We start from the raw sequence: 21,187 nt of genomic DNA, 5'->3' as shown, positions 1-21,187 counted from the left end.
CGTGGTGGGGGCGGCGGGCTGGGAGGGACCGCGCGTGAGGGGCCCGGCCGGCCGAGCACGGCTGGCTCGAGCCGGCGGCCGGTAGAGGCCGGCGGGAGCGGTGAGGGCGGGTGCGCCGCGCGCGCTCAGCGGGCGCCGGAGGAAGCCGCCAAACCGGGACGCCCGCACGGGCAAAGGCCGCGTGAGACCGGGACGCCTGCACGGGGAAGAAGCCCCCGACCCCTCAAGCCGACCGTTTGCGGGCCGTCGTCTTCTTCGCCGCCGTCTTCTTCGTCGTGCTCTTCGCTGTCGCCGCCGTCTTCTTCGCCGCACTCTTGCCCGTCGACGCCGTCTTCTTCGCCGGCTGGGCGGACTTCGTCGCCTTCTTCGCGGACGCCGCCGTCTTCTTCGCCGTCGAGGTGGACTTCTTGCCGCCGGTCTGTTTTGGGGCCGTGCGGGCCGTCTTGCGTTCGGGGAGGTGTCTGACCTCGGCCTCTTCGCGCTGGGTCGGCTCGCCGCGGGACTCCTTCGCGGCGCGGACGCTGTTCTCCAGGGCCGCCATCAGGTCCAGGACCTTGCCGCTGGGTGCGGCGCTCGGAGCCTCGGGGGGTGCCTCCCCGGCCGCCTTCGCGGCGACGACCTCCTCGACGGCCTCGCGGTACTCGTCGTGGAGGTCCTCCAGGTCGACCTCGCCGAGGGTGTCCATCAGGGCGTCCGCGAGGTCGAGTTCCTTGTCGCGGACCGTGACGTCGGTCTCGGGGGCCACACCCTCGGGGGCGCGGACCTCGTCGGGCCAGAGCAGGCCGTGCATGGCGATCGCGTCGCCGACCACGCGGAGCATGCCCAGGCGTTCCCGGCCGCGCAGCGCGTACTTGGTGATGGCGACCTTGTTGCTGCGCTTCAGCGCCTCCCGCAGCAGTGTGTACGGCTTGGCGGCGGGGGCTCCGCCCGCCTGGAGGTAGTACGCGGCGTCCATCTGGAGGGGGTCGATCCGGTCGGCCGGCACGAAGGCCACGATCTCGATCGTCTTCGCCGTGGGGAGCGGCAGATGAGACAGGTCCTCCTCGGTGATCGGGATGATCGTGCCGTCGGCGTCCTCGTAGCCCTTGCCGATCTCCGACTGGCTCACCTCGCGGTCCTCCAGCTCACAGACCTTGCGGTAGCGGATGCGGCCGCCGTCCTCGGTGTGGATCTGGCGGAACGAGATCGAGTGGCTCTCGGTGGCGTTCACGAGCTTGATGGGGATGCTGACGAGGCCGAACGAGATGGCGCCGTTCCAGATGGATCGCACGTGCAGCACCCTCCTGACGTTGCCGATGAAAGTCGCATAGCAGACATATACGCACCAACCGTGTGATTCTCATCGTATGACGCCCATCACAGAGGTGGAGGGGCGACGGCTCGCGCTCAGCAATCTGGAGAAGGTGCTGTACCCGGCCACCGGCTTCACGAAGGGCGAGGTGTTGCACTACTACGCGACCGTCGCCGGTGCCCTGCTGCCCCATCTGCGTGACCGGCCGCTTTCCTTCCTGCGCTACCCGGACGGACCCGGCGGACAGGTCTTCTTCGCCAAGAACGTGCCCCCGGGTACCCCCGACTGGGTCACCACCGCGGAGGTGCCGCGGGCGGAGGGGCCGGCCCGGATGATGCTGGTGCAGGACATGCCGAGCCTGATGTGGGCGGCGAATCTCGTCACCGAGTTCCATACGCCCCAGTGGGTGATCCAGGAGCCCGAGGAGGCCGACCGGATCGTGTTCGACCTCGATCCCGGTGCGCCCGCGACGGTCGTCGAGTGCTGCGAGGTCGCGCTGTGGCTGCGGGAGCGGCTGGCGGCCGACGGGATCGAGACGTACGCGAAGACCTCCGGGTCGAAGGGGCTGCATCTGCTGGCGGCCGTGCGTGGATCGTCCTCCGAACGGGTCAGCGAGTACGCCAAGCGGCTGGCCGTGGAGGCGGAGCGGACCCTGCCACGGCTGGCCCTGCACCGGATGACCCGCAGCCTTCGGCCGGGCAAGGTGTTCGTCGACTGGAGCCAGAACGCCGCCCGCAAGACCACCGCCACTCCCTACACCCTGCGGGCCCGCCCGGAACCGACCGTGTCGGCCCCCGTCACCTGGGAGGAGGTGGAGGCCTGCGGCGCACCGGAGGAGCTGGCGTTCGGGGCGGAGGCCGTCGCGGGGCGGGTACGGGAGCGGGGCGATCTGCTCGCGCCGTTGTACGACGCCGACGGTGCCGGCCGACTCCCCGACTGACGCTCCGGCCACGACCCGCCCGGCCACGCCCGGCTTCTCGAACGACGGCCGACCCCCCGACCGGCGCCCGGCTTCTCGACCGACGCCCGGCTCCCCCGGCCGTCCGCGACGGGCGATCGGGGACGAAGCCGTCCAGGCCAAAGGGGGGGTCCGGGAGCGCCGCCCCCAGACACGGTCACCGAGGCCGACCCGCGCCGGCCCGACCCGATCCCGGTCACACCGCAGGCCCACGCGCCGGTCCGACCGGATCCCGGTCACACCGCAGGCCCACGCGCCGGTCCGATCCGATCCCGGTCAACCGCCGCAGGCCCACGTCCCCCTGTCCCGTGCCATCGCGTGCAGCGCTTCCACGTCCGCCGGTTTCAGTACGCCGCCCAGCCGGGCCAGGCCCGCGAGTTCCGTGTCCCGCAGGACCCGTATCTCGCGCGGGGCGGCGACCATGCGCACGTCGGCCGGGCCGACCAGGGCGAGGACCGGGCGGACCTCGGCGGTCAGCGTGTGGGAGACGCGGTCGGCGTCGGCGCGGACGCGACGCAGCAGGGGGCACGGGTCGCGGCGGCCCACGGTGACCGCCGGGTCGGCGACGAGGACCCGCTGCTTGCGGGCGTACACGGTGTGCACGGCGAAGAGTCCGGCCGGGCCGATCGCCAGGTGGTGGACGCGGTCGCCACCGGGCAGCGGGACGGAGTGCAGCGTGTGCCAGCCGGCGCCGTCCAGCCGGTCCAGGGCATCGCCGACGATCTGCTCGGCCTCCAGGGCGCGGCGGCGCGGGTCGGGCCGCAGCCGGCGGGCGGGGCCGGGGTCGCGGTCCAGGGCGATCAGCAGGGCCTCGCCGGGGCGGTTGGGCGCCAGGTCGTCGTCGGGGTGGAGGGCGAGACGGGCCAGCTCGGCGGGGGTGGGGACGGGGGGCGGGCCCACTGTGACGGAGCCGGTCAGGAAGGGTCCGAGCACCTCCAGTACGTCCGCTCTGCGATCGTCGCTGAGGATGCTGACCCGGCCGGCCTCCCTGTCGTACCAGGCGATGTTCCTGCCGTCCTTCAGGCAGACGTACAGCCGCTGCCGGCCGTGGCGCCAGGTCGGTACGACGCGCAGTCCGTTCATGCACCATCACCCCACGACCATGGGAACAGGCGGGGTCCCGCGGGGCAAGAAGGCGATTACCTTTGGAGGGAGGTGGGCATGCCGTAGGGACGCGGTTGGGGAGGCGCCGTTGCGGACCCGCAGGAAGCAACCCGACGTACCGGCTCCGGACAGCGCGTGGAACGAGATCGTGCCCGGCCTGTGGATGGGCGGACACGAGTTCCGCGGGCCGGGCGGACAGCGGGAGTTCGCGGTGGTACGGGACGAGTTCGATCTCGTCCAGACCCTGTTGCGGCTGCCCGGCCACGGGCCCGACCGGGGCGTTCCGCATCATGTGTGGCCGATACCCGACGGGCCGCTGGACGGCACCCAGCTCGCCGGGGTGATGCGGCTGGCGCAGGCGGCCGGTGAGGCCCTCGACGAGGGCCGTTCGGTGCTGGTCCGCTGCTGGCACGGGTACAACCGCTCGGGCCTGGTCGTCGCCCACGCGCTGGTGCGCCGGGGCCACTCGCCCGACGACGCGATCGGGCTGATACGGTCGCGGCGCTCGCCCTGGGCCCTGCACAACGAGCTGTTCGTCGAGTACCTGCGGGCGGGGCTGTCGACGGCCCGACTGCTGGAGGAGCTGGCCGAGTAATCGTTTCTCCCACCGCCCCGGCGCACCGCCGCCACCCTCCGGGCGCCCTCGTCCCGACCGTCCTCCCGGCCTGCCGACCGGCCCGAGCGGCACCCGTCCGGTGCACAAAAAGGATTTCCCTACGAATATGGTGTACGGGGCCGACCGTCACCGTGATCACAGGAGCCCCGTGACACACCCCCGCCCCACCCGTATCGCCCTCGCGCTGGCGTCCGTCGCCCTGCTGGCGTCGGCGACCGCGGCCTGCGGCGACGCCGGTGGGCTGAAGGGCGCGGGGGCGACACCGACCGCCGTCAGCCCGGAGAAACTGTGGCCGGACCTGCCGGCGGCGTCGAGTCCGGCGTTCGACATCGACGAGGTGAACATCGAGGTCGTCAAGGGTGTCGACGTTCCCGGCGACGACATCCACCGGGTGGACCCGGTGGAGGTCGTACGCCGTGAGATCACCGCGCATCCCGGTGACTACGACGGTTCCGAGGCGCCGTACCGCGAGACGTCCCGGCGGATGGCCGACTGTGACGAGACCGGCGCCGGACGGCAGCCGTGCCCGGTCCTGCGGCCGTACTACCGCGACCTGACCGGCGACGGGCGGGACGAGCTGACGCTGGGCTTCCGGCAACTGCCGGGCGACCTGACGGCCGTCCGCGTCTACCAGGTGGACAAGCACCGACTGGTGCAGGTCATGGGGTGGGAGGACGCCGTGAGCGCGGTCGAACTCGCCGGGCGGTCGGTGATCATCCGCTCGCCCTCCGAGGTCGCCGGCTACGAGTACCGCCTCCAGTGGACGTGGGACCCGGACCAGAAGGCGATGCTGCTCACGCGCGACGAGATGGTGCGGACCCGGGGGCGGCCCCATACGCCTCGGCCCACCTCCACCGCCCCGCACACCTCGGAGGCCTCCCCCGCCCCCTCCGCGAGCGGCCGATGAGGCTCGCGCTCCCCCGGTGGTCCGGCACGCTCGCCGTGAAGGCCGCCGCGTTCATCACGGTGATGTGCTGCGCGCTCGCCGCGCTGCTCGGCGTCCTCGTGCACGTGTCGGTGACGCACCAGACCGTCGGCGAGGCCCGCGAACTCGCGCTGTCCCGGCTGGAGGACGCGACGACGGCCTTCGAGGCGGGGGACACGCTCGGCTTCGGCGCGAGCGTGGACCCGCCGGGGCTGCCCGCGGCGCTTCGGAGGCTGGCGGTGGCCGGCGAGCGCGGCACGACCGTCGCCGAGTACCGCGGACGGCCGACGATGTGGGCGGCCGGGCCCGCCGACGGCGAGCGGGCCCTCGCCGTCGCCGTCGACTACTCGCAGAGCGCCCGCACCATCGAGGCCCTGGACAACGCGATCCTGGGGTCGTCGGTGCTGGCGATCGGGGCCACCCTGCTGGTCGGCACCTTCGCGGTGACCCGGGTGACCCGGCGGCTGCACGCCACCGCCCGGGTGGCCCGGCGGATCAGCGGGGGCGATCTGGACGCGCGCGTGGACGATCCGCGGGCGAAGGATCCGACCCGCCCGCAGGACGAGGTCGCCGCGGTCGCCGTGGCGCTGGACTCGATGGCGTCCTCGCTCCAGGGCAAGCTGCTGAGCGAGCAGCGCTTCACCGCCGACGTGGCGCACGAGCTGCGCACCCCGCTGACCGGGCTGCACGCGGCGGCCGAGCTGCTGCCGCCGGGCCGGCCGACGGAGCTGGTGCGCGACCGGGTGGCGGCCCTGCGCACGCTCACCGAGGACCTGCTGGAGATCTCCCGCCTGGACACCGGCCGCGAGCGGCCGGAGCCGGACACCGAGGAACTCGGGGCGGTGGCCCGCCGGGTGGTGCGGGCGGCGGCCGCCTCCTCGGGGGCCACGCCCGGCGTCGCCGCCGAGTCCGAGGTCGAGATCAGGGTCGTACGGGACACGCGTGTCGAGACCGATCGGCGCCGGCTGGAGCGGGTCCTCGGAAACCTCGTCACCAACGCCCGTCTGCACGGGCGGGCGCCGGTGGTGCTCACGGTGAACGGGCCGGTGGTGACCGTGCGGGACCACGGGGACGGCTATCCGGAGTACCTGATGGCCCACGGGCCGCAGCGGTTCCGTACCGAGGGGGGCGCGAAGGGGCACGGCCTCGGGCTGACGATCGCGGCCGGTCAGGCGGAGGTGCTGGGCGCCCGGCTGACGTTCACCAACGCCCCGGACGGCGGCGCCGTCGCCACCCTGACGCTCCCTCGCACCCCGCCCGCGAGGGCCGTTCCCCCCGACGGCACCACGTCTTCCGGCGGCGACGGCCTCCCCGATGGCGCAGCGTGACGGGCGGCCGGACGCGAGCCCTCCTAATGTGGCGGTAAGTCAGTTCTACCCCCATCTCGGAGGTACTCCATGTCCCTGCGCTCCGCCCTCACCCGGTTCGCCATAGCCGGCGCCGCCGGCACCCTCGCCGTCGCGGCCGCCGTCACCCCCGCCGCCGCGAGCGAGGGCGGTCAGGGCAGCACTCACCGCCAGGCCCCGCGCCTGTACAAGGGCGTCGTCACCGCGAGCCAGCTGCTGCTGCGCAGCGCGCCGAACCGCGGCGGCAAGGTGGTACGCGTCGCCTTCCGCAACGACGTCGTCACCGTCTACTGCCGGACCACCGGCCAGAAGATCGATGGCAACTCCCAGTGGTACCTCCTCATGGACGGAGCCTGGGCCTACGGCGCGGCGCGCTACATCCGCGACCTCGGGCCGACGCCGCGCCGCTGCTGACACCGCAGACTGATCAAGGCTCACAAGGAGCCCCATTTGGGTAAGTTCCGGACATGATGCAAGCCGGAGCCGAAGTCATCGCCCCGACGGCGGACGCGCCGGTCACGGTGGCGCGCCTGCCCAGGCGCCGCGGCGTCGAACTCTCCCTCATCGTCGTGGCCGTCCTGCTGTCCGTGTACGGCTACTGCGCCGTCGGGCTCGCCAGGAACGGCACCGTCCCGCCCGGCGCCGCCGGCTACGGCGCCGGGCTCGGCGTGCTCGCGCTGCTGGCGCATCTGACGGTCCGGCTGCGCGCACCGGACGCCGATCCGCTGCTGCTGCCCATCGGGGTGCTGCTCAACGGGATCGGACTGGTGCTGATCTACCGGCTGGACCTGGAGACGCCCGGCGACCGCGCGGCGCCCACCCAACTGGTGTGGTCGACGCTGGGCGTGGCCCTGTTCGTCTTCGTCGTGGCCGCGCTGCGCGACCACCGGGTGCTTCAGCGATACGCGTACGTGTGCGTCGCCGCCGCGTTGGCCCTGCTGACGCTGCCGATCTTCTTCCCGGCCGTCAACGGCGCCCGGATCTGGGTCAGGATCGCCGGCTTCTCCATCCAGCCGGGCGAGTTCGCGAAGGTGCTGCTCGCGGTGTTCTTCGCGGCGTACCTCGCGGCCAACCGCACGGCGCTCACCCACGCGGGCCGCCGGGTCTGGTTCACGCGGCTGCCGACCGGCCGGGTCCTCGGGCCGGTCGTCGCGATCTGGCTGCTGGGCGTCGGCGTCCTGGTCCTCGAACGCGACCTCGGCACCTCGCTGCTCTTCTTCGGCCTCTTCGTGGTGATGCTGTACGTGGCGACCGGCCGTATCGACTGGACCGCGGTCGGGCTGCTGCTGGCCTCGCTGGGCGCGGTCGCCGTCGGTCGGCTGGAGCCGCACGTCCACAGCCGGGTGCAGGACTGGCTGCACCCGTTCGCGTCGATCGACGCGGGCGAGGGTCCCAACCAGCTCGCGCAGTCCCTGTTCTCCTTCGCGGCCGGCGGCACCTTCGGCACCGGTCTCGGGCTCGGCCACTCCGTCCTGATCGGCTTCGCCGTCAAGTCGGACTTCATCCTCGCGACGGCCGGTGAGGAACTGGGCCTGGCGGGGCTGAGCGCGCTGTTCCTGCTCTACGCGCTGCTGGTGGAGCGCGGTTACCGGGCCGGGCTGGCCCTGCGCGACCCCTTCGGCCGGCTGCTCGCGGTCGGGCTCGCCTCGATCTGGGCGCTCCAGGTGTTCGTGATCGCGGGTGGGGTGACCGGCCTGATCCCGCTGACCGGCATGGCGATGCCGTTCCTGGCACAGGGCGGATCGTCGGTCGTCACGAACTGGGCGATCGTGGCGCTGCTCATCCGGATCAGCAGTTCCGCACGCCGCCAGTACGACGGGAAGGCCGCGCCGTGAACGGAACCGGGGAGACGGATGTGCGGGGCGAGGAGTCCCGGCTCGGCGGAGTGGCCGGGCGCCGTTGGCGGTCCGAGGTGACCCCGTGATGACCAGGCACATCCGGCACGCCGCCGTCTTCTGCGCCCTTCTCCTGCTGGCCCTGCTCGTCAACGCCGCCCGTGTCCAGGTGGTCCGGTCCGGCACCTACGACGACAACCCGGCCAACCGGCGCGCCGCCATCGCCCGCTACGGCCAGCCCCGCGGGAACATCCTCGTCGAGGACGTGGCGGTCACCGGCTCGCGGGACACCAGGGAGCAGTTGCGCTACGAAAGGACGTACCTCGACGGCCCGTTGTACGCGCCGGTCACGGGTTTCGCCTCGCAGCTGTACGGGACCACGTTCCTGGAGCAGGCACACGACGGCGTCCTCTCCGGCACGGACCCCCGGCTGTCGCCGTTGCCGCTGTGGAACGACCTCACCCGGTCCCTGCCCGCCGGCGGGAACGTGTTGACGACGCTCGATCCGCGGGCCCAGCGGGCGGCGTACGAGGGGTTGGCCGGCCGCAAGGGCGCGGTGGCGGCGGTGGAACCGTCGACGGGACGGATCCTGGCGCTGGTGTCGGCGCCGTCGTACGACCCGGCCGCGCTGTCCGGCAACGGGCCGCGGGTCGAGCGGGAGTGGGCGCGGCTGAACTCCGATCCGGACCGGCCGATGCTGAACCGGGCGGTGCGGCAGACCTACCCGCCGGGGTCCACGTTCAAGGTGGTCACGGCGGCGGCGGCGCTGGACACCGGCGTGATCAGGGATCTGGACGCGCCGACCCGGTCACCGGCGCCGTACCGGCTGCCGGGCACGACGACGCTTCTGGCGAACGGCGGCGAGGGCTGCCAGGACGCTCCACTGCGGGAGGCGTTCATGTGGTCGTGCAACACGGTCTTCGCGAAACTCGGCGTGGATGTGGGGCTCGCCGATATGGCCCGCACGGCGGGGGCGTTCGGGTTCAACGCGGCGGACGTCCGGATCCCGTTCACCGTGGCGCAGAGCACCTTCGACACCTCGCTCGACCGGGCGCAGCTGGCCCTGTCCTCGATCGGGCAGTACAACACGCGGGCCACGCCGCTCCAGATGGCGATGGTGTCGGCGGCCGTCGCCAACGGCGGGCTGTTGCGGACGCCGTACCTGGTGGAGCGGACGACGCGGAGCGGCGGGGCGACCGTCGCCTCGGCCGGTTCGCGCCCGGCGCGGCACGTGGTGCGGCCGTCGACCGCGCGGCGGCTGCGGGAGCTGATGACGGACGTGGTGAGTGAGGGGACCGGCAGGAACGCCGCGATCCGGGGCGCGACCGTCGGCGGCAAGACCGGTACCGCCCAGCACGGCATCGGCAACGCCGGGACGCCGTACGCCTGGTTCGTGTCCTGGGCGCAGGGCGACCGCGACATGGAGCCGACCGTGGCGGTCGCGGTGGTGGTGGAGGACTCGGCGGCGAGGCGGCGGGACATCACCGGGGGCGGGTTGGCGGCGCCGATCGCGCGGTCGGTCATGGAGGCGGTGCTCACCCCCTGAGACGGGGGATCCCGGGCCGTGAGGCGCGTCCTACCGTGCGCCCATGACTGACGCAGCCGCCGTGTCGCCCACCTTCGAACCCGCCCAGGTCAACCTCGCCCGCCTCAGTTTCCCTTGGACTCAACGGAGTTGAGGGACTTCGTGGACTCGGCCCCCGGGCGCGGGGTGGGGTAGGCGGTCAGCGCGGAGCACCGCCGAACACCGCGCCGGCCAGGGGGCGGCGTCGGCCGTCGTCGGTGCCGGCTTCCCCCCAAGGGCGCGGGTACACGCTCCGGCAGGCGCGAGGGGCGCGGGTGCGACGCGGGTCCGCGGACTCACCAGAACCGGGCTCGCGTCGTCCGGCTCCGTGTCCGTGCGGCGCTCACGATCCCTCCCCTACCGCAAGCCCGGCGGACAGGACCGGCCTCCCCCTGCGCGACCGACGCTCGGCCGCTCTCTCGATCGGTCGCGAACGAACAGTTGGCGCACGGGGATTGACGAGCTTGCTGACAAGCAGTCTCATAAGAGGCGCAGGACAGTGCACCGCCGGGTCCCCATGACCGCGCACCCGCCGACCGCACGGCAGGTGAAGGCCGGCGCAGCGTGAGCGCGGGCCACCGGATGATCTCCGGTGGCCCGCGGTCCGCGGCGCCCGGCGCACTACCCGCACGACTCCGGACACGCCCCCGCACGACGAGGTGGATCAGCCATGACGACCCTGACGGAAGCCGACGCGCTGGACGGCCTGCGCGACGCGCTCGGGCTGCTCAAGGACCGGGAGCAGGTGGCCGAGCGGCTGCTCGCCTCTTCCGCCAAGCACTCCTTCGACCCCGACCGGGAACTCGACTGGGACGCGCCCTTCGAGGAGGGCAAGTGGTTCTGGCCGCCGGAGCTGGTGTCGCTGTACGACACCCCGCTGTGGAAGAGGATGGGCGAGGAGCAGCGGATCCTGCTGTCCCAGCACGAGGCCGCCGCGCTCGCCTCGCTCGGCATCTGGTTCGAGATCATCCTGATGCAACTGCTGTGCCGGCACATCTACGACAAGGCGGCGACGAGTGCGCACGTGCGGTACGCGCTCACCGAGATCGAGGACGAGTGCCGGCACTCGAAGATGTTCGCCCGGCTGATCGCGCAGGGCGGCACCCCCTGGTATCCGGTGAGCCGCGCCCACCAGCACCTCGGCCGGCTGTTCAAGACGGTCTCCACCACGCCCGGCTCGTTCACGGCCACCCTGCTCGGCGAGGAGGTCCTCGACTGGATGCAGCGGCTGACCTTCCCCGACGAGCGGGTCCAGACCCTGATCCGGGGCGTCACCCGCATCCACGTGGTGGAGGAGGCCCGGCACGTGCGGTACGCCCGTGAGGAGCTGCGCCGGCAGATGGTGACCGCGCCCAGGTGGTCGCAGGAGTTCACGCGGGTGACCTCCGGCGAGTTCGCCCGGGTGTTCTCCGTGGCCTTCGTGAACCCCGACGTCTACACGAACGTCGGCCTGGACAAGCGCGAGGCGCTCGCCCAGGTCAAGGCCAGCGGCCACCGCCGCGAGGTCATGCAGACCGGCTCGAAGCGCCTGACGGACTTCCTCGACGACATCGGCGTGCTGCGCGGGGTGGGACGGCGGCTGTGGAAGTCTTCCGGCCTGCTGGCGTAGGCGCACCGCGGGGGCGGGCGATTACGCTGCACGTCATGAGCCCCGCCGCCCCCGCCTACCGTCGCCTCAGCGTCGAGGAGCGCCGCAGTCAGCTGCTGGAGGCCGCCCTGTCGCTGTTCGCGCTCCGCGTCCCCGAGGACGTCTCGCTGGACGACGTGGCCGAGGCCGCCGGGGTCTCCCGGCCCCTCGTGTACCGGTACTTCCCCGGCGGGAAGCAGCAGCTGTACGAGGCCGCGCTGCGCACCGCCGCCGACGAACTCCGGCACTGCTTCGACGAGCCCCACGAGGGCCCCCTGCTCCCCCGGCTCGCCCGCGCCCTGGACCGCTACCTCACCTTCGTCGGCCGGCACGACGCCGGCTTCAGCGCCCTCCTCCAGGGCGGCAGCGTCGTCGAGACCTCCCGCACGACCGCCATCGTGGACGGCGTACGACGGGCCGCGGCCGAGCACCTCTACAGCCACCTGGACGTGGCCGAACCCGGACCCCGGCTGCGGATGACCGTCCGGATGTGGATCACCGCGGTCGAGGCGGCCTCGCTGATCTGGCTCGACGAGGGCAAGCAGCCGCCCGCCGACGAGCTGCGGGACTGGCTGGTGGACCAGTTCGTCGCCGCCCTCGCCGTGACCGCGGCGCGGGACGCCCAGACCGCCGAACTGCTCCGTGGTGCGCTCGCGGCGGACACCTGATCGACACTGGTGGCGTGAAGAGCGAAGACACCCCCTTCGAGGGGGGCCCCATGGACGGCCGCGTCCTCCCCGTACTGCTGGGCCCGACCGGGCACCCGCCCAAGACGTACCGCATCCCGGTGCCTGACGCGGCCGGCGGCCCGCCGGCCGTCCTCGTCTACCGGCGCGTCCCGCGCGGCCACGGCGGGAAGCTCGGCCTGCCCCGCGGCTGGAAGTACGAGTACGACCCCGAGGGCAAGAAGGACAACCGGCTGAAGTGGCCGTGGTCGAAGCCGGACGGCAGGCCGCGAGGGTCGAAGCCGGACGCCACGCCGGAGGGCAACCGGGACGACGCCGACGGGTGACGCCGTTGGGCCGAACCGCTCACACCCGGCGCGCGCGGACCGCACGCGCCCCTGATGCTCACCGTGCGGGGCGGAGGGGCCGCCCCGCGGCGGAGGTGATGATGTGTCAGGAAGGCTGCTGCGTCTGGTCTGTACGACGGCGCTGGCCGCGCAGGTGCTGCTGACCCCCGGGGTCGCCGCGGCCGTACCGGAACCGCCGGAGCCCGGCGAGCGGTCGGTGGCCGAGCTGCTGACGGATCTTCAGAAGCTGTACCGGCAGGCCGAGCGGGCCACGGAGGACTACAACGCCACCGAGGAGAGACTCAAGGAACGCCGGACCGAGGCCGATCGCCTCACCGCGGCCCTGGCCAGGACCCGCCTGTCCCTCCAGGAGAGCCGGGGCGCGGCCGGCCGGCTGGCCCGCCAGCAGTACCAGACCAGCACCGACATCTCGCCGTACGTACGGCTGCTGCTCGCCCGGGACCCGCAGCACGCTCTCGACCAGGGCCATGTGGTCGGCCGGTTGGCACGGGAGCGCGTGGAGACGGTGGGCCGGCTGGAGGGGAGCGAACGCAAGGCCGACGGCCTGGCCCGCCGAGCCCGTGCCGCCCTCGACGAGCAGCTCACCCTCACCGAGCGCCGAAGGAAGGAACGCGACGCGGTACGCCGTCGGCTGGCCGACGTGGAGGAACTCCTCGCCTCCCTCTCCGCCGACCAGCTCACCGCCCTCGCCCGCCTCGAACGCGACGGCGTCGCCAAGGCCCAGGACAAGATCATGACCTCGGGCGCGCTGAGCGACGACCGCAACCCGTCGAAGGAGGGCGACCGGGCGGTGCGCTACGCCGTACGCCAGCTCGGCAAACCGTACGAGTGGGGCGCGGAGGGCCCGAGGTCCTACGACTGCTCGGGCCTGACCTCCGAGGCCTGGCGGGCCGCCGGCTCCCCCATCCCCCGCACCAGTCAGGAACAGTGGGCCGAACTCACCCACATCCCCCTGGCCGAGCTGCGCCCCGGCGACCTGGTCGTCTACTTCCCCGAGGCCACCCACGTGGCGATCTACCTGGGCGAGGGCAGGGTGGTCCACGCTCCGCGACCGGGGGCGGCGGTGAAGGTGTCCCCGATCGCGGCCAACCCGGTGCTGGGCGCCGTACGCCCGGATCCTGAGGAGCGGCCCCGGACCACGTACGAGCCGCCCGCCCTCCCGGACACCGCGACGCACGGTTCGGACGTGGGCAACGACGCCACGACCGCCCGCTAGCGGCCGACGGCGAGGAGCCATCCGGGGCTCAGGAGGCCAGGAGGGCGGCGCAGTAGGTGTCCACGCCCATCAGGGGAAGCGGTGGAGCGGGCGGCCGGACGGCACGGACGAGCCGCGGCACCTCACCGGACCAGCGGCGCAGGGGCAGCACGTCCGGGCCGTTCACTCCCACGAGGTCGCGCTCGGTCTCGTGGAAGGAACGTATGCCGGTGCGGCGCAGGCCTGTGAGCCGATCTCTGAGATAGGGCATCGCGCGAGTATGCCACCGCTCCGGACGGCTGCCCCGGTGATTCCCGGTAAGGACGCTCTCAGGCCCCGGCGACCGACTCCAGGTACGCCGCCGTCTTCTCCGGCTCGTAGAAGAAGTTCTCGAAGTCGGCGGGGTTGTCGAAGCCGTTGGCGAAGCGGTCGGCGACCGGCTGGAGCTGGCCGGCGGCACCGATGAGGTTGAGGATGTGCTCCGGCGGCGGGGCCAGCATCGCGTTCGTCCACTTGGTGACGTGCCGGGCCGTGTCCCAGTACCGGTCGAACGTCGCCCGCATCCACGCCTCGTCGAACTCCTTCTCGCCCTGGTCGAGGATCGAGGCGAGGTAGGAGGCCGCGCACTTGGACGCGGAGTTGGAGCCCTGGCCGGTGATCGGGTCGTTGGCGACGACGACGTCGGCGACGCCCAGCACCAGGCCTCCGCCGGGGAGGCGGCCGATCGGGTTGCGGACGGTGGGGGCGTAGCGCCCCGCGAGCGTGCCGCCGGCGTCGGTCAGCTCGACCTTGGTGGCCCGCGCGTACTCCCAGGGGAGGAACTTCTCCATGAGTTCCAGCGTCAGCGCCAGGTGCTCCGACGGGTCCTTGACGCCGTTGAAGACGTCCAGCGGGCCACCGGGTACGCCCTCCCAGAACAGGATGTCGGCGCGGCCCGAGGTGGTGAACGTCGGCATGATGAACATCTCGCCGACGCCGGGCACCAGGTTGCAGCGGACCGCCTCCATGTCCGGGTGCTCCGGACGCGGGCCCAGGCCGTGCACGTAGGCCACCGCCAGCGCGCGCTGCGGCTCGCTGTACGGGGAGCGGGAGGCGTCGCGGCCGAACATCTGCACCAGCTCGCCCTTGCCCGCGGAGACGAGGACGAGGTCGTAGGCGCGGGAGAAGTAGTCGAGGTCGGAGACCGCCGCACCGTGGATCACCAGCTGGCCGCCGCGCTGCGCGAACGTCTCCATCCAGCCGGCCATCTTCACGCGCTGGTCGACGGACTGCGCGTAGCCGTCGAGCCGGCCCACCCAGTCGATGGCGCGCTGGGTCGGGCCGGGGTCGTGCGAGCCGGGCGCCGCCACCGAGACCCCGAGCCCCTGGATCTTGGGGGCCTGCTGCTCCCAGAAGTTCAGCTGGAGGTCGCGCTCGTGCTGAAGGGCCGTGTGGAACATGCACTGCGTCGACATCACCCGGCCGGCGCGGATCTCGTCCGCGGTCCGGTTGGACATCAGGGTGACCTCGTACCCGTGCGACTGGAGGCCGAGGGCGAGCTGGAGACCGGACTGGCCGGCTCCGACGACGAGTATCTTCCGCATGCGGGGCTGTCTCCTACTCGGGGGTTTCGTCGAGCGCGTGGCCCACCAGGGCCAGGAGGGTCTCGATCACGGAGATCCGGCGACGCGCATCCATGATCATGACAGGTATGTGCTTCGGGATGGTCAGCGCCTCCCGTACGTCCTCCGGCTCGAACAGCTCGCTGTCGTCGAAGTGGTTGACGGCCACGACGTACGGCAGCCCGCAGCTCTCGAAGTAGTCGAGCGCGGGGAAGCAGTCCTTCAGTCGGCGGGTGTCGGCGAGGACGACGGCGCCGATCGCGCCGCGCACCAGGTCGTCCCACATGAACCAGAACCGCTGCTGACCGGGCGTGCCGAACAGGTAGAGCACCAGGTCGTCGTCGAGCGTGATGCGGCCGTAGTCCATGGCCACCGTGGTGGTGACCTTGTCCGGGGTGCCGGTGAGGTCGTCGGTCTCCTCGCTGGCCTCGGTCATCAGCGCCTCCGTCTGGAGAGGCGTGATCTCCGAGACGGTGCCGACCAGGGTGGTCTTGCCGACGCCGAACCCGCCGGCCACCACGATCTTCGTGGCGACGGGGGCCCGGGTGCGGTCCGTCTGCCAGGACTTCAGCTCCTCCCCCGATTCGTCGAGGAGCGGGGACGCACCGAACGGGGTGTCGGCGTCAGAGACGACGGAGTCCACTCAGCACCCTTTCCAGCAGAGCGCGGTCGGGACGGCCCGTACCGTGACCGGTCCCGGTGCCGTACACACGGATCTTTCCCTGGTCCGCGAGGTCGCTGAGGAGCACCCGGACCACGCCGAGCGGCATCTTCAGCAGCGCGGCGATCTCGGCCACCGTGCGCATCCGGCGGCACAGTTCGACGATGGCCCGCAGTTCCGGCATCACCCGGGTGGTGAGGGATCCGTTCGTCAGTTCCTTGCGCTCCTCGGGCGCCTCGAGCTCGGCCGTGGTCGCCACGAACGTCTCGACGAGGAGGACATGACCGAAGCGGGTACGGCCGCCGGTCAGCGAGTAGGGGCGGACGCGGGCCGGCTTGCGGTCGCCGCCCCGGACGGGGAGCTTCTGCCCGCGGTTCTTCGGCGTCGTGCTCATCGGCCGCTCCCCGCCGTCTCCGACTCCAGGGATTTGCGCAGCTCGCTGCGGAGCTCGGGGGTCAGGACGTGTCCGGCCCGGCCCACGAACAGCGCCATGTGGTACGCCACCACGTTCATGTCGCAGTCGGCGGAGCCGTGGACACCGAGCAACGAGCCGTCGCTGATCGACATCACGAAGAGGCTGCCCTCGTCCATGGCGACCATCGTGTGCTTCACACCGCCGAACTCCATGAGCTTGGCGGCGCCGATGGTGAGGCTGCCGATGCCGGACACGATGGTGGCCAGGTCGGCGGCGGAACCGCGCGGGCCGGTGGGTCTGGCTCCCTGGGACTGGCGTGCCGCGTCGTTGCGGCCCGGGTCCGAGGAGAGCAGGAGCAGACCGTCGGAGGAGACGACGGCGACGGACTGGATACCTGGCACTTCCTCCACGAGGTTCGTCAGCAGCCAGTGCAGGTTACGGGCTTCACTGCTCAGTCCGAAGGTACTGGGCGCGGTCAACTGCTTGCCTCCTCGGCTGTGCCCCCCGTGTCTTCTGCGGCGTGTGCGTGTGCTTCCTGAGGTGACGGGACCTTGTTCTGAGCCGTCTGTTCGGTGATCTCCGCCTCCACATCGCGATAGCCGGCCTCCGCCCCCCGGCGGAAGCCGCCGAGGCGGCGGCGGAGGGCGTCGGCGTCCACGGATCCGCTCCGCTGGCGGGGGGCCGGGGTGGGTGAGGTCAGTTTGGGAGTCCGCTTGGGCAGACCCTTGTCGGTGACGATGTCTTCCGAGGCGTCGGGGGTCCGGGTGTGCTCGGACTCGTCCTCGCTGTCGGCGGCCCCGGGGTCGGGTCCGGCCGCAGTGGCGGGGCCGGCGGCGGGCTCGGGGGCGGGGGCGGCCTGTGGTTCGGTGGCCGCCGTCTCCTGCTCCGCGTCCGCGTCCGGCTCCGCGTCCGACTCCGCCGGAATCAGCAGCTCCATCGTCGTCTCGGCCGGGGTCTCCGGCTCCGCCGCCTGCACGGCCCTCTCGGCGGCCTCGACCAGCGGGTCACCGCCGGGCTTCGGGCGGCCGGGCAGGACGTTGGAGTTGGCCTCCGCGTTCGCGCCGGGGAGGGAGAAGGTGTGCGTGCCGGAGGCCGGGGCGGACGCGGGGACCGCGGCGGGCGAGGTGGCGAGCAGGGACGTCGGAAGGACGACGACGGCCGCGATCCCGCCCTGCTTCTGCTCACGCAGCTGCACACGCACCCCGTGCCGGTGGGCGAGCCGCGCGACGACGTACAGGCCGAGGCCGAGACCCTCCTCGCCCTCCTGCTCGTACGGGGTGTCCGGGGCGAACTCCGCGAGGCGGGCGTTCAGGCGGGTCAGGCGCTCCTCGGTCATGCCGATGCCCTCGTCCTGGACGGAGAGCATGACCTCGCCGTTCTCCAGGAGCCAGCCGGAGACCTCGACGGGCAGGTCCGGCGGGGAGAACGAGGTGGCGTTCTCCAGGAGTTCGGCCAGGAGGTGACTCAGGTCGTCCGCGGCGAAGCCGGCCACGTGCGCGTGCGGCGGCAGCGCGGAGATGCGTACGCGTTCGTAGCGCTCGATCTCGCTGACGGCGGCGCGGACGACGTCCACCAGCGGAATGGGGCCGGCGTGCTGCTGGACGTGTTCCGTGCCGGCGAGGACCAGGAGGTTCTCGCTGTGCCGGCGCATGACGGTGGCGAAGTGGTCGAGCTTGAAGAGGGTGGCCAGCCGGTCGGGGTCCTGCTCACGCTCCTCCAGGCCCTCGATGACCGCGAGTTGGCGCTCGACGAGGCCGAGGGTGCGCAGCGAGAGGTTGACGAAGGTGCCGCCGATGCTGCCGCGCAGCCGTTCCAGCTGGGCGGCGGAGTCGGCGAGTTCCGCGCGCAGTTCCTCGCGGGCGTCGGCCATGCGCTGGCGCTGTCCGACGAGGTGCTTGCGGTCGGACTCCAGGGTGTTGACGCGCTCGTGCAGAGCCGCGGCGCGCTCGTGCAGGGCGTTGACGGAGCGGACGACCTGGGCGAACTCGTCGTTGCGTCCGGTGAACCGGACGGGCTCCTCGGCCGCCGGGTTCTCCGCGTCGGCCAGCCGGGCGGAGCCGATGCGCAGGACGGCCAGCGGGCGGGTGAGGCTGCGGGCCATGGCGGTGGCCACGCCGATGGCCAGCAGGATCAGCGCGCCGAGCAGGGCGATGCGGATCTCCAGCGCGGTGACGTCGTCGTCGCGCAGCCGGGTGAGGTCCTTGGTGCGGCGGTCGTAGAGAGCGGACTCGGTGCCACGCATCAGCTCGACGCGTGCGGCGAGCGCGGCGTCGAGCTTCTTGGTGCTGGTGTCGAGGTCGTCGTCGCTCAGTTCCGGCTGGTCGGTGAGGGACGCCAGGTACTTCTCGGCGGCCTCGACGTCTCCGCCGGTGACCGTGGAGTCGTAGGCGTCGACGGTTTCTTCGGGCGCGCTCTCCCGGAAGGCGCCGAGGGACGCGTCGGAGCGCAGGCGGGCCTGCTGGGCGGCGGCCGTCAGCGCGTCGCGCCGCTCGCCGTCGGCGTCGGAGGAGACCTTCTCGGTGGAGGTCCGGCCGGTGACCGGGTCGTAGACGCTCTCGGTGGACGCCGGCACGTTCAGTGCGGCGAGCAGCAGCCCGCGGGTCGCGGCGGCCTGCTGGACGGCGGCGTCCAGCTCGGCGAGGGCGTAAGCGCCGGAACCCGCGCGGGGCGGCATCTGCTCGGCGAGCAGCTCGGTCAGGCCGTGCAGCGCGGTGATGGCCTCGGAGTACGCCTGGTGGGCCTGGAGCGCGGTGCTCCGGCCGGTGAGGGCCTCCTGGCGCACGGTCGCGATGCCGTCGAGGTCCTTGCGGAGCGCGGCGGGCGTGTCGGTGTCGGCGGTCAGCTCGCGCACCTGCCGGTCCACGCGGGCGCTGCCCTCCGGCGAGGGCGCCTTGGACTTGGTCCGGCCGGCCGCGACGTAGACGGTGACCTCGTCGCGTTCGTCGGCGAGCGCCTGGGCGAGCGCGAGCGCGTCCTGGGTCCGCTCGGCCAGCGTGACCAGGTCCTGGGAGTCCTTCAACTGCCCGGACGCGTCGAGGACGGAGGGCGCGCCCGCTCCGGCGATGGTGGCGGCGACGACCGCCACCGCGACGATCAGCCGGTTACGTACGTGGGTGGGGCGGCCCTTGCCGACAGGGGTGCGTTCCGCGCCCTGCTCGGAGGCCGTCCTGCTGCCTGGGCGCCGAGGCCGCGTCTTCTGCACCGGTGCTCGCATTCCTGACTCGTTTACCCATGGGCCGGATGACACACCGTCGACTGACGCGTCCTGTCCGGTACGGTTCCCGACCCTCCCAGTGCCGGTGGGCAGGGTTCGCGCATCGCCTGCCCCGCCACCCGAAGGAGTGAACATCGGAGGGGAGTTGGCGGGCAAGTTCCTCTGGCGCGTGCGACGGCCCCGCCCGGCAGGCCGGTTGGACGTGAGCCGCAGCCTTTGGCAGTATTCGCCGCCACGTCTTCCCGGAGCGCTTCATTCCCACCCAAAACCGGCGTCTGACCTGCGCGGGTACGCCCACCGAAGGCGTGTTGCCAGCCTTTCGCGGAGGGCGTGAAGGGCTCGTGCAGACTGGCTGGATGCGTACGGAACTTGTGTCGGAGCCCGGGGACCACGGCCGGCCCAACGAGGACTTCGCGAGTGTCGGGCTTCCCGCCTCCGGACAGGGCGGTTCGCTGGTCCTCCTGGACGGGGTGACGCCGCCCGCGGGCAGCTCGGGCTGTCTGCATTCGGTTCCGTGGTTCACGGCGCGGCTGGGCGGCGCTCTGACCGAACTGACCGTTTCCCTCCCGGATGTTCCCCTGGCCGAGGCGCTGCGCCGGGCCCTCACGCGTACCGCCGAGACGCACGCCGGAACCTGTGACCTTTCTCACCCGCGCACTCCGCAGGCAACCGTGGTCGTGGCGCGCTGGTCGCCGGAGACGGTCGACTACCTGGTGCTGTCCGACTCGGCCCTCCTGCTGGCGTCCCCCGACGGCAAGGTCACGGCCGTCCGCGACGACCGTCTGGACCGGGTGCCGCGGGCCCTGCTGGCCAGCGCGGAGATCTGCGACGCACGCGCCCGCAACAGGGAGGGCGGTTTCTTCACGGCCGCCGCGGATCCCTCGGTGGCCGCCCGCGCGGTGACCGGCTCCGTCCCGCGCGAGGGTGTGGCCGCCCTCGCCGCCCTGAGCGACGGGGTGACCCGCTGGGTGGAGACGTTCCGCGAGGGTGACTGGTCGGACCTGTTCGCCTTCGTCGTCAAGCAGGGCGCGCAGGCCGTGGTGGAGCGGGTGCGGGAGCTGGAACGGGCGGACGCCGAACGGGTGTTCCTCGGGCGGGCCAAGACGCACGACGACGCCACGGCCGTGTATGTGGAGCTGTGAGCCCTTCGCGCTCCCTCTGGCGCCCTCCTCGCCCCCCCCGGGGGCTACTTGGCCATGCCCTGATTCAACTCGTGGAGCAGCCGGGCCAGTTCGGCGACCGCGCCGCGGTCCCAGTGGGCGAGCTGGCTGACGTACCGCGCGCGGCGCGCCTCGCGGACACGGCCGACCCGGACACGGCCCTCCTCGGTCAGGTCGACCAGCCAGGCCCGCCCGTCGGCCGGGTCGGGCGCGCGGACGATGAGTCCGAGCTGTTCCAGGGCGCGCAGCTGGCGGGACATGGTCGCCTTGCCGACGCCGATGTAGGCGGCCAGTTCGGTCGCGCGCTGCCGGCCCAGTTCCTCCAGCCGGACGAGGAGACCGTAGGCGGCGGACTCGAGGTCGGGGTGGACCTCACGGGCCATCTCGCCCTGGTTGGCGCGGGCACGGCGCAGCAGCACCGTCAGTTCCCGCTCCAGGGAGAGGAACTCCTGGTCCACACCATTCGGCGACGCCTGGGATGCGCTCCCGCGTCCGTCGCCGCTTCCGTCCTCGTGCACGTCAGCACTCCTGATCCGGTTTCCCGCGCTTTTCCGCCATTGCCGCAGCTCCTCAAGTATTTCGCAGGCTCCGACCTCCGGCAGCTTCCGGCCCCCTTCCCCGCCCCCCGGTTCTCCGTGGGCG

Annotated in this window: 21 protein-coding genes; 12 read left to right on the top strand and 9 right to left on the bottom strand. The window is 72.6% G+C overall.

All coding sequences use genetic code 11. From position 1 onward, the window contains the following. Positions 1 to 223: 223 nt before the first annotated feature. Entirely contained in the window at positions 224 to 1,270 is a 1,047-nt protein-coding gene (gene ku, locus ACZ5Y0_RS06215) for a non-homologous end joining protein Ku (RefSeq protein WP_469127420.1), read from the bottom strand. Between the two features lie 76 nt (positions 1,271 to 1,346). Here ku and ligD point away from each other — a divergent pair, with 76 nt between their 5' ends. Then, positions 1,347 to 2,231 carry a non-homologous end-joining DNA ligase gene (gene ligD / locus ACZ5Y0_RS06210; RefSeq protein WP_469127419.1) on the top strand — a complete coding sequence of 295 codons (885 nt, stop codon included), beginning with the start codon at positions 1,347 to 1,349 and terminating at the stop codon, positions 2,229 to 2,231. Between the two features lie 294 nt (positions 2,232 to 2,525). Here ligD and ACZ5Y0_RS06205 read toward each other — a convergent pair whose 3' ends face one another. Beyond that, positions 2,526 to 3,332: a nuclease-related domain-containing protein gene (locus ACZ5Y0_RS06205; protein WP_469127418.1), complete on the bottom strand. Its 807-nt coding sequence runs from the start codon at positions 3,330 to 3,332 to the stop codon at positions 2,526 to 2,528. Positions 3,333 to 3,441: 109 nt separating this feature from the next. Here ACZ5Y0_RS06205 and ACZ5Y0_RS06200 point away from each other — a divergent pair, with 109 nt between their 5' ends. The 10 genes from ACZ5Y0_RS06200 (at position 3,442) to ACZ5Y0_RS06155 (ending at position 13,515) form a co-directional block, all read left to right on the top strand. Further along, positions 3,442 to 3,948, top strand: a complete 507-nt coding sequence (locus tag ACZ5Y0_RS06200; protein ID WP_469127417.1) for a protein-tyrosine phosphatase family protein — start codon at positions 3,442 to 3,444, stop codon at positions 3,946 to 3,948. 127 nt (positions 3,949 to 4,075) lie between these two features. Further along, positions 4,076 to 4,876 carry a hypothetical protein gene (locus tag ACZ5Y0_RS06195; RefSeq protein ID WP_469127416.1) on the top strand — a complete coding sequence of 267 codons (801 nt, stop codon included), beginning with the start codon at positions 4,076 to 4,078 and terminating at the stop codon, positions 4,874 to 4,876. Further along, positions 4,873 to 6,222, top strand: coding sequence for an ATP-binding protein (locus ACZ5Y0_RS06190; RefSeq protein WP_469127415.1), 1,350 nt, complete (start codon positions 4,873 to 4,875; stop codon positions 6,220 to 6,222). Before ACZ5Y0_RS06195 ends, ACZ5Y0_RS06190 begins: the two co-directional genes overlap by 4 nt. Before the next feature lie 69 nt (positions 6,223 to 6,291). Beyond that, positions 6,292 to 6,654, top strand: a complete 363-nt coding sequence (locus ACZ5Y0_RS06185; RefSeq protein WP_469127414.1) for an SH3 domain-containing protein — start codon at positions 6,292 to 6,294, stop codon at positions 6,652 to 6,654. Between the two features lie 53 nt (positions 6,655 to 6,707). Then, the gene (locus ACZ5Y0_RS06180) at positions 6,708 to 8,075 is read left to right on the top strand and encodes an FtsW/RodA/SpoVE family cell cycle protein (protein WP_469127413.1); all 1,368 of its coding nucleotides are present in this window, start codon (positions 6,708 to 6,710) and stop codon (positions 8,073 to 8,075) included. Positions 8,076 to 8,163: 88 nt separating this feature from the next. Next, the gene (locus ACZ5Y0_RS06175; RefSeq protein WP_469127412.1) at positions 8,164 to 9,621 is read left to right on the top strand and encodes a peptidoglycan D,D-transpeptidase FtsI family protein; all 1,458 of its coding nucleotides are present in this window, start codon (positions 8,164 to 8,166) and stop codon (positions 9,619 to 9,621) included. A 688-nt stretch (positions 9,622 to 10,309) separates the two neighbouring features. Next, complete coding sequence (locus tag ACZ5Y0_RS06170; protein ID WP_469127411.1) at positions 10,310 to 11,248, top strand: AurF N-oxygenase family protein; 939 nt, start codon at positions 10,310 to 10,312, stop codon at positions 11,246 to 11,248. Between the two features lie 35 nt (positions 11,249 to 11,283). Beyond that, positions 11,284 to 11,934 carry a TetR/AcrR family transcriptional regulator gene (locus ACZ5Y0_RS06165; protein ID WP_469127410.1) on the top strand — a complete coding sequence of 217 codons (651 nt, stop codon included), beginning with the start codon at positions 11,284 to 11,286 and terminating at the stop codon, positions 11,932 to 11,934. Between the two features lie 14 nt (positions 11,935 to 11,948). After that, positions 11,949 to 12,278, top strand: coding sequence for a hypothetical protein (locus ACZ5Y0_RS06160; RefSeq protein WP_469127409.1), 330 nt, complete (start codon positions 11,949 to 11,951; stop codon positions 12,276 to 12,278). 103 nt (positions 12,279 to 12,381) lie between these two features. Beyond that, positions 12,382 to 13,515 carry a C40 family peptidase gene (locus tag ACZ5Y0_RS06155; RefSeq protein ID WP_469127408.1) on the top strand — a complete coding sequence of 378 codons (1,134 nt, stop codon included), beginning with the start codon at positions 12,382 to 12,384 and terminating at the stop codon, positions 13,513 to 13,515. 28 nt (positions 13,516 to 13,543) lie between these two features. Here the strand turns inward: ACZ5Y0_RS06155 and ACZ5Y0_RS06150 are convergent, their stop codons facing one another. Genes ACZ5Y0_RS06150 through ACZ5Y0_RS06125 form a run of 6 tightly spaced genes read right to left on the bottom strand, consistent with a single transcriptional unit; the run spans position 13,544 to position 19,373 of the window. After that, positions 13,544 to 13,765: a hypothetical protein gene (locus tag ACZ5Y0_RS06150; protein WP_469127407.1), complete on the bottom strand. Its 222-nt coding sequence runs from the start codon at positions 13,763 to 13,765 to the stop codon at positions 13,544 to 13,546. A gap of 58 nt (positions 13,766 to 13,823) precedes the next feature. After that, entirely contained in the window at positions 13,824 to 15,077 is a 1,254-nt protein-coding gene (locus ACZ5Y0_RS06145) for a styrene monooxygenase/indole monooxygenase family protein (RefSeq protein ID WP_469127406.1), read from the bottom strand. Between the two features lie 13 nt (positions 15,078 to 15,090). Next, positions 15,091 to 15,738, bottom strand: coding sequence for a GTP-binding protein (locus tag ACZ5Y0_RS06140; protein ID WP_469127405.1), 648 nt, complete (start codon positions 15,736 to 15,738; stop codon positions 15,091 to 15,093). Continuing rightward, positions 15,719 to 16,150 (bottom strand): DUF742 domain-containing protein, encoded by a 432-nt coding sequence (locus ACZ5Y0_RS06135; RefSeq protein ID WP_469127404.1) that lies wholly within the window; start codon positions 16,148 to 16,150, stop codon positions 15,719 to 15,721. The genes ACZ5Y0_RS06140 and ACZ5Y0_RS06135 overlap by 20 nt, the downstream gene beginning before the upstream one ends. Further along, positions 16,147 to 16,650 (bottom strand): roadblock/LC7 domain-containing protein, encoded by a 504-nt coding sequence (locus ACZ5Y0_RS06130; protein ID WP_469127403.1) that lies wholly within the window; start codon positions 16,648 to 16,650, stop codon positions 16,147 to 16,149. The genes ACZ5Y0_RS06135 and ACZ5Y0_RS06130 overlap by 4 nt, the downstream gene beginning before the upstream one ends. Next, positions 16,647 to 19,373 carry a sensor histidine kinase gene (locus ACZ5Y0_RS06125; RefSeq protein ID WP_469127402.1) on the bottom strand — a complete coding sequence of 909 codons (2,727 nt, stop codon included), beginning with the start codon at positions 19,371 to 19,373 and terminating at the stop codon, positions 16,647 to 16,649. The genes ACZ5Y0_RS06130 and ACZ5Y0_RS06125 overlap by 4 nt, the downstream gene beginning before the upstream one ends. 368 nt (positions 19,374 to 19,741) lie before the next feature. Here ACZ5Y0_RS06125 and ACZ5Y0_RS06120 point away from each other — a divergent pair, with 368 nt between their 5' ends. Beyond that, complete coding sequence (locus ACZ5Y0_RS06120; RefSeq protein WP_469127401.1) at positions 19,742 to 20,527, top strand: protein phosphatase 2C domain-containing protein; 786 nt, start codon at positions 19,742 to 19,744, stop codon at positions 20,525 to 20,527. A gap of 44 nt (positions 20,528 to 20,571) precedes the next feature. Here the strand turns inward: ACZ5Y0_RS06120 and ACZ5Y0_RS06115 are convergent, their stop codons facing one another. Further along, positions 20,572 to 21,063: a MarR family winged helix-turn-helix transcriptional regulator gene (locus tag ACZ5Y0_RS06115; RefSeq protein ID WP_469127400.1), complete on the bottom strand. Its 492-nt coding sequence runs from the start codon at positions 21,061 to 21,063 to the stop codon at positions 20,572 to 20,574. Positions 21,064 to 21,187 lie beyond the last annotated feature (124 nt).

It is taken from the genome of Streptomyces sp. NPDC033216, from assembly GCF_055577115.1.
This window is presented reverse-complemented; position numbering and strand designations above follow the sequence as displayed.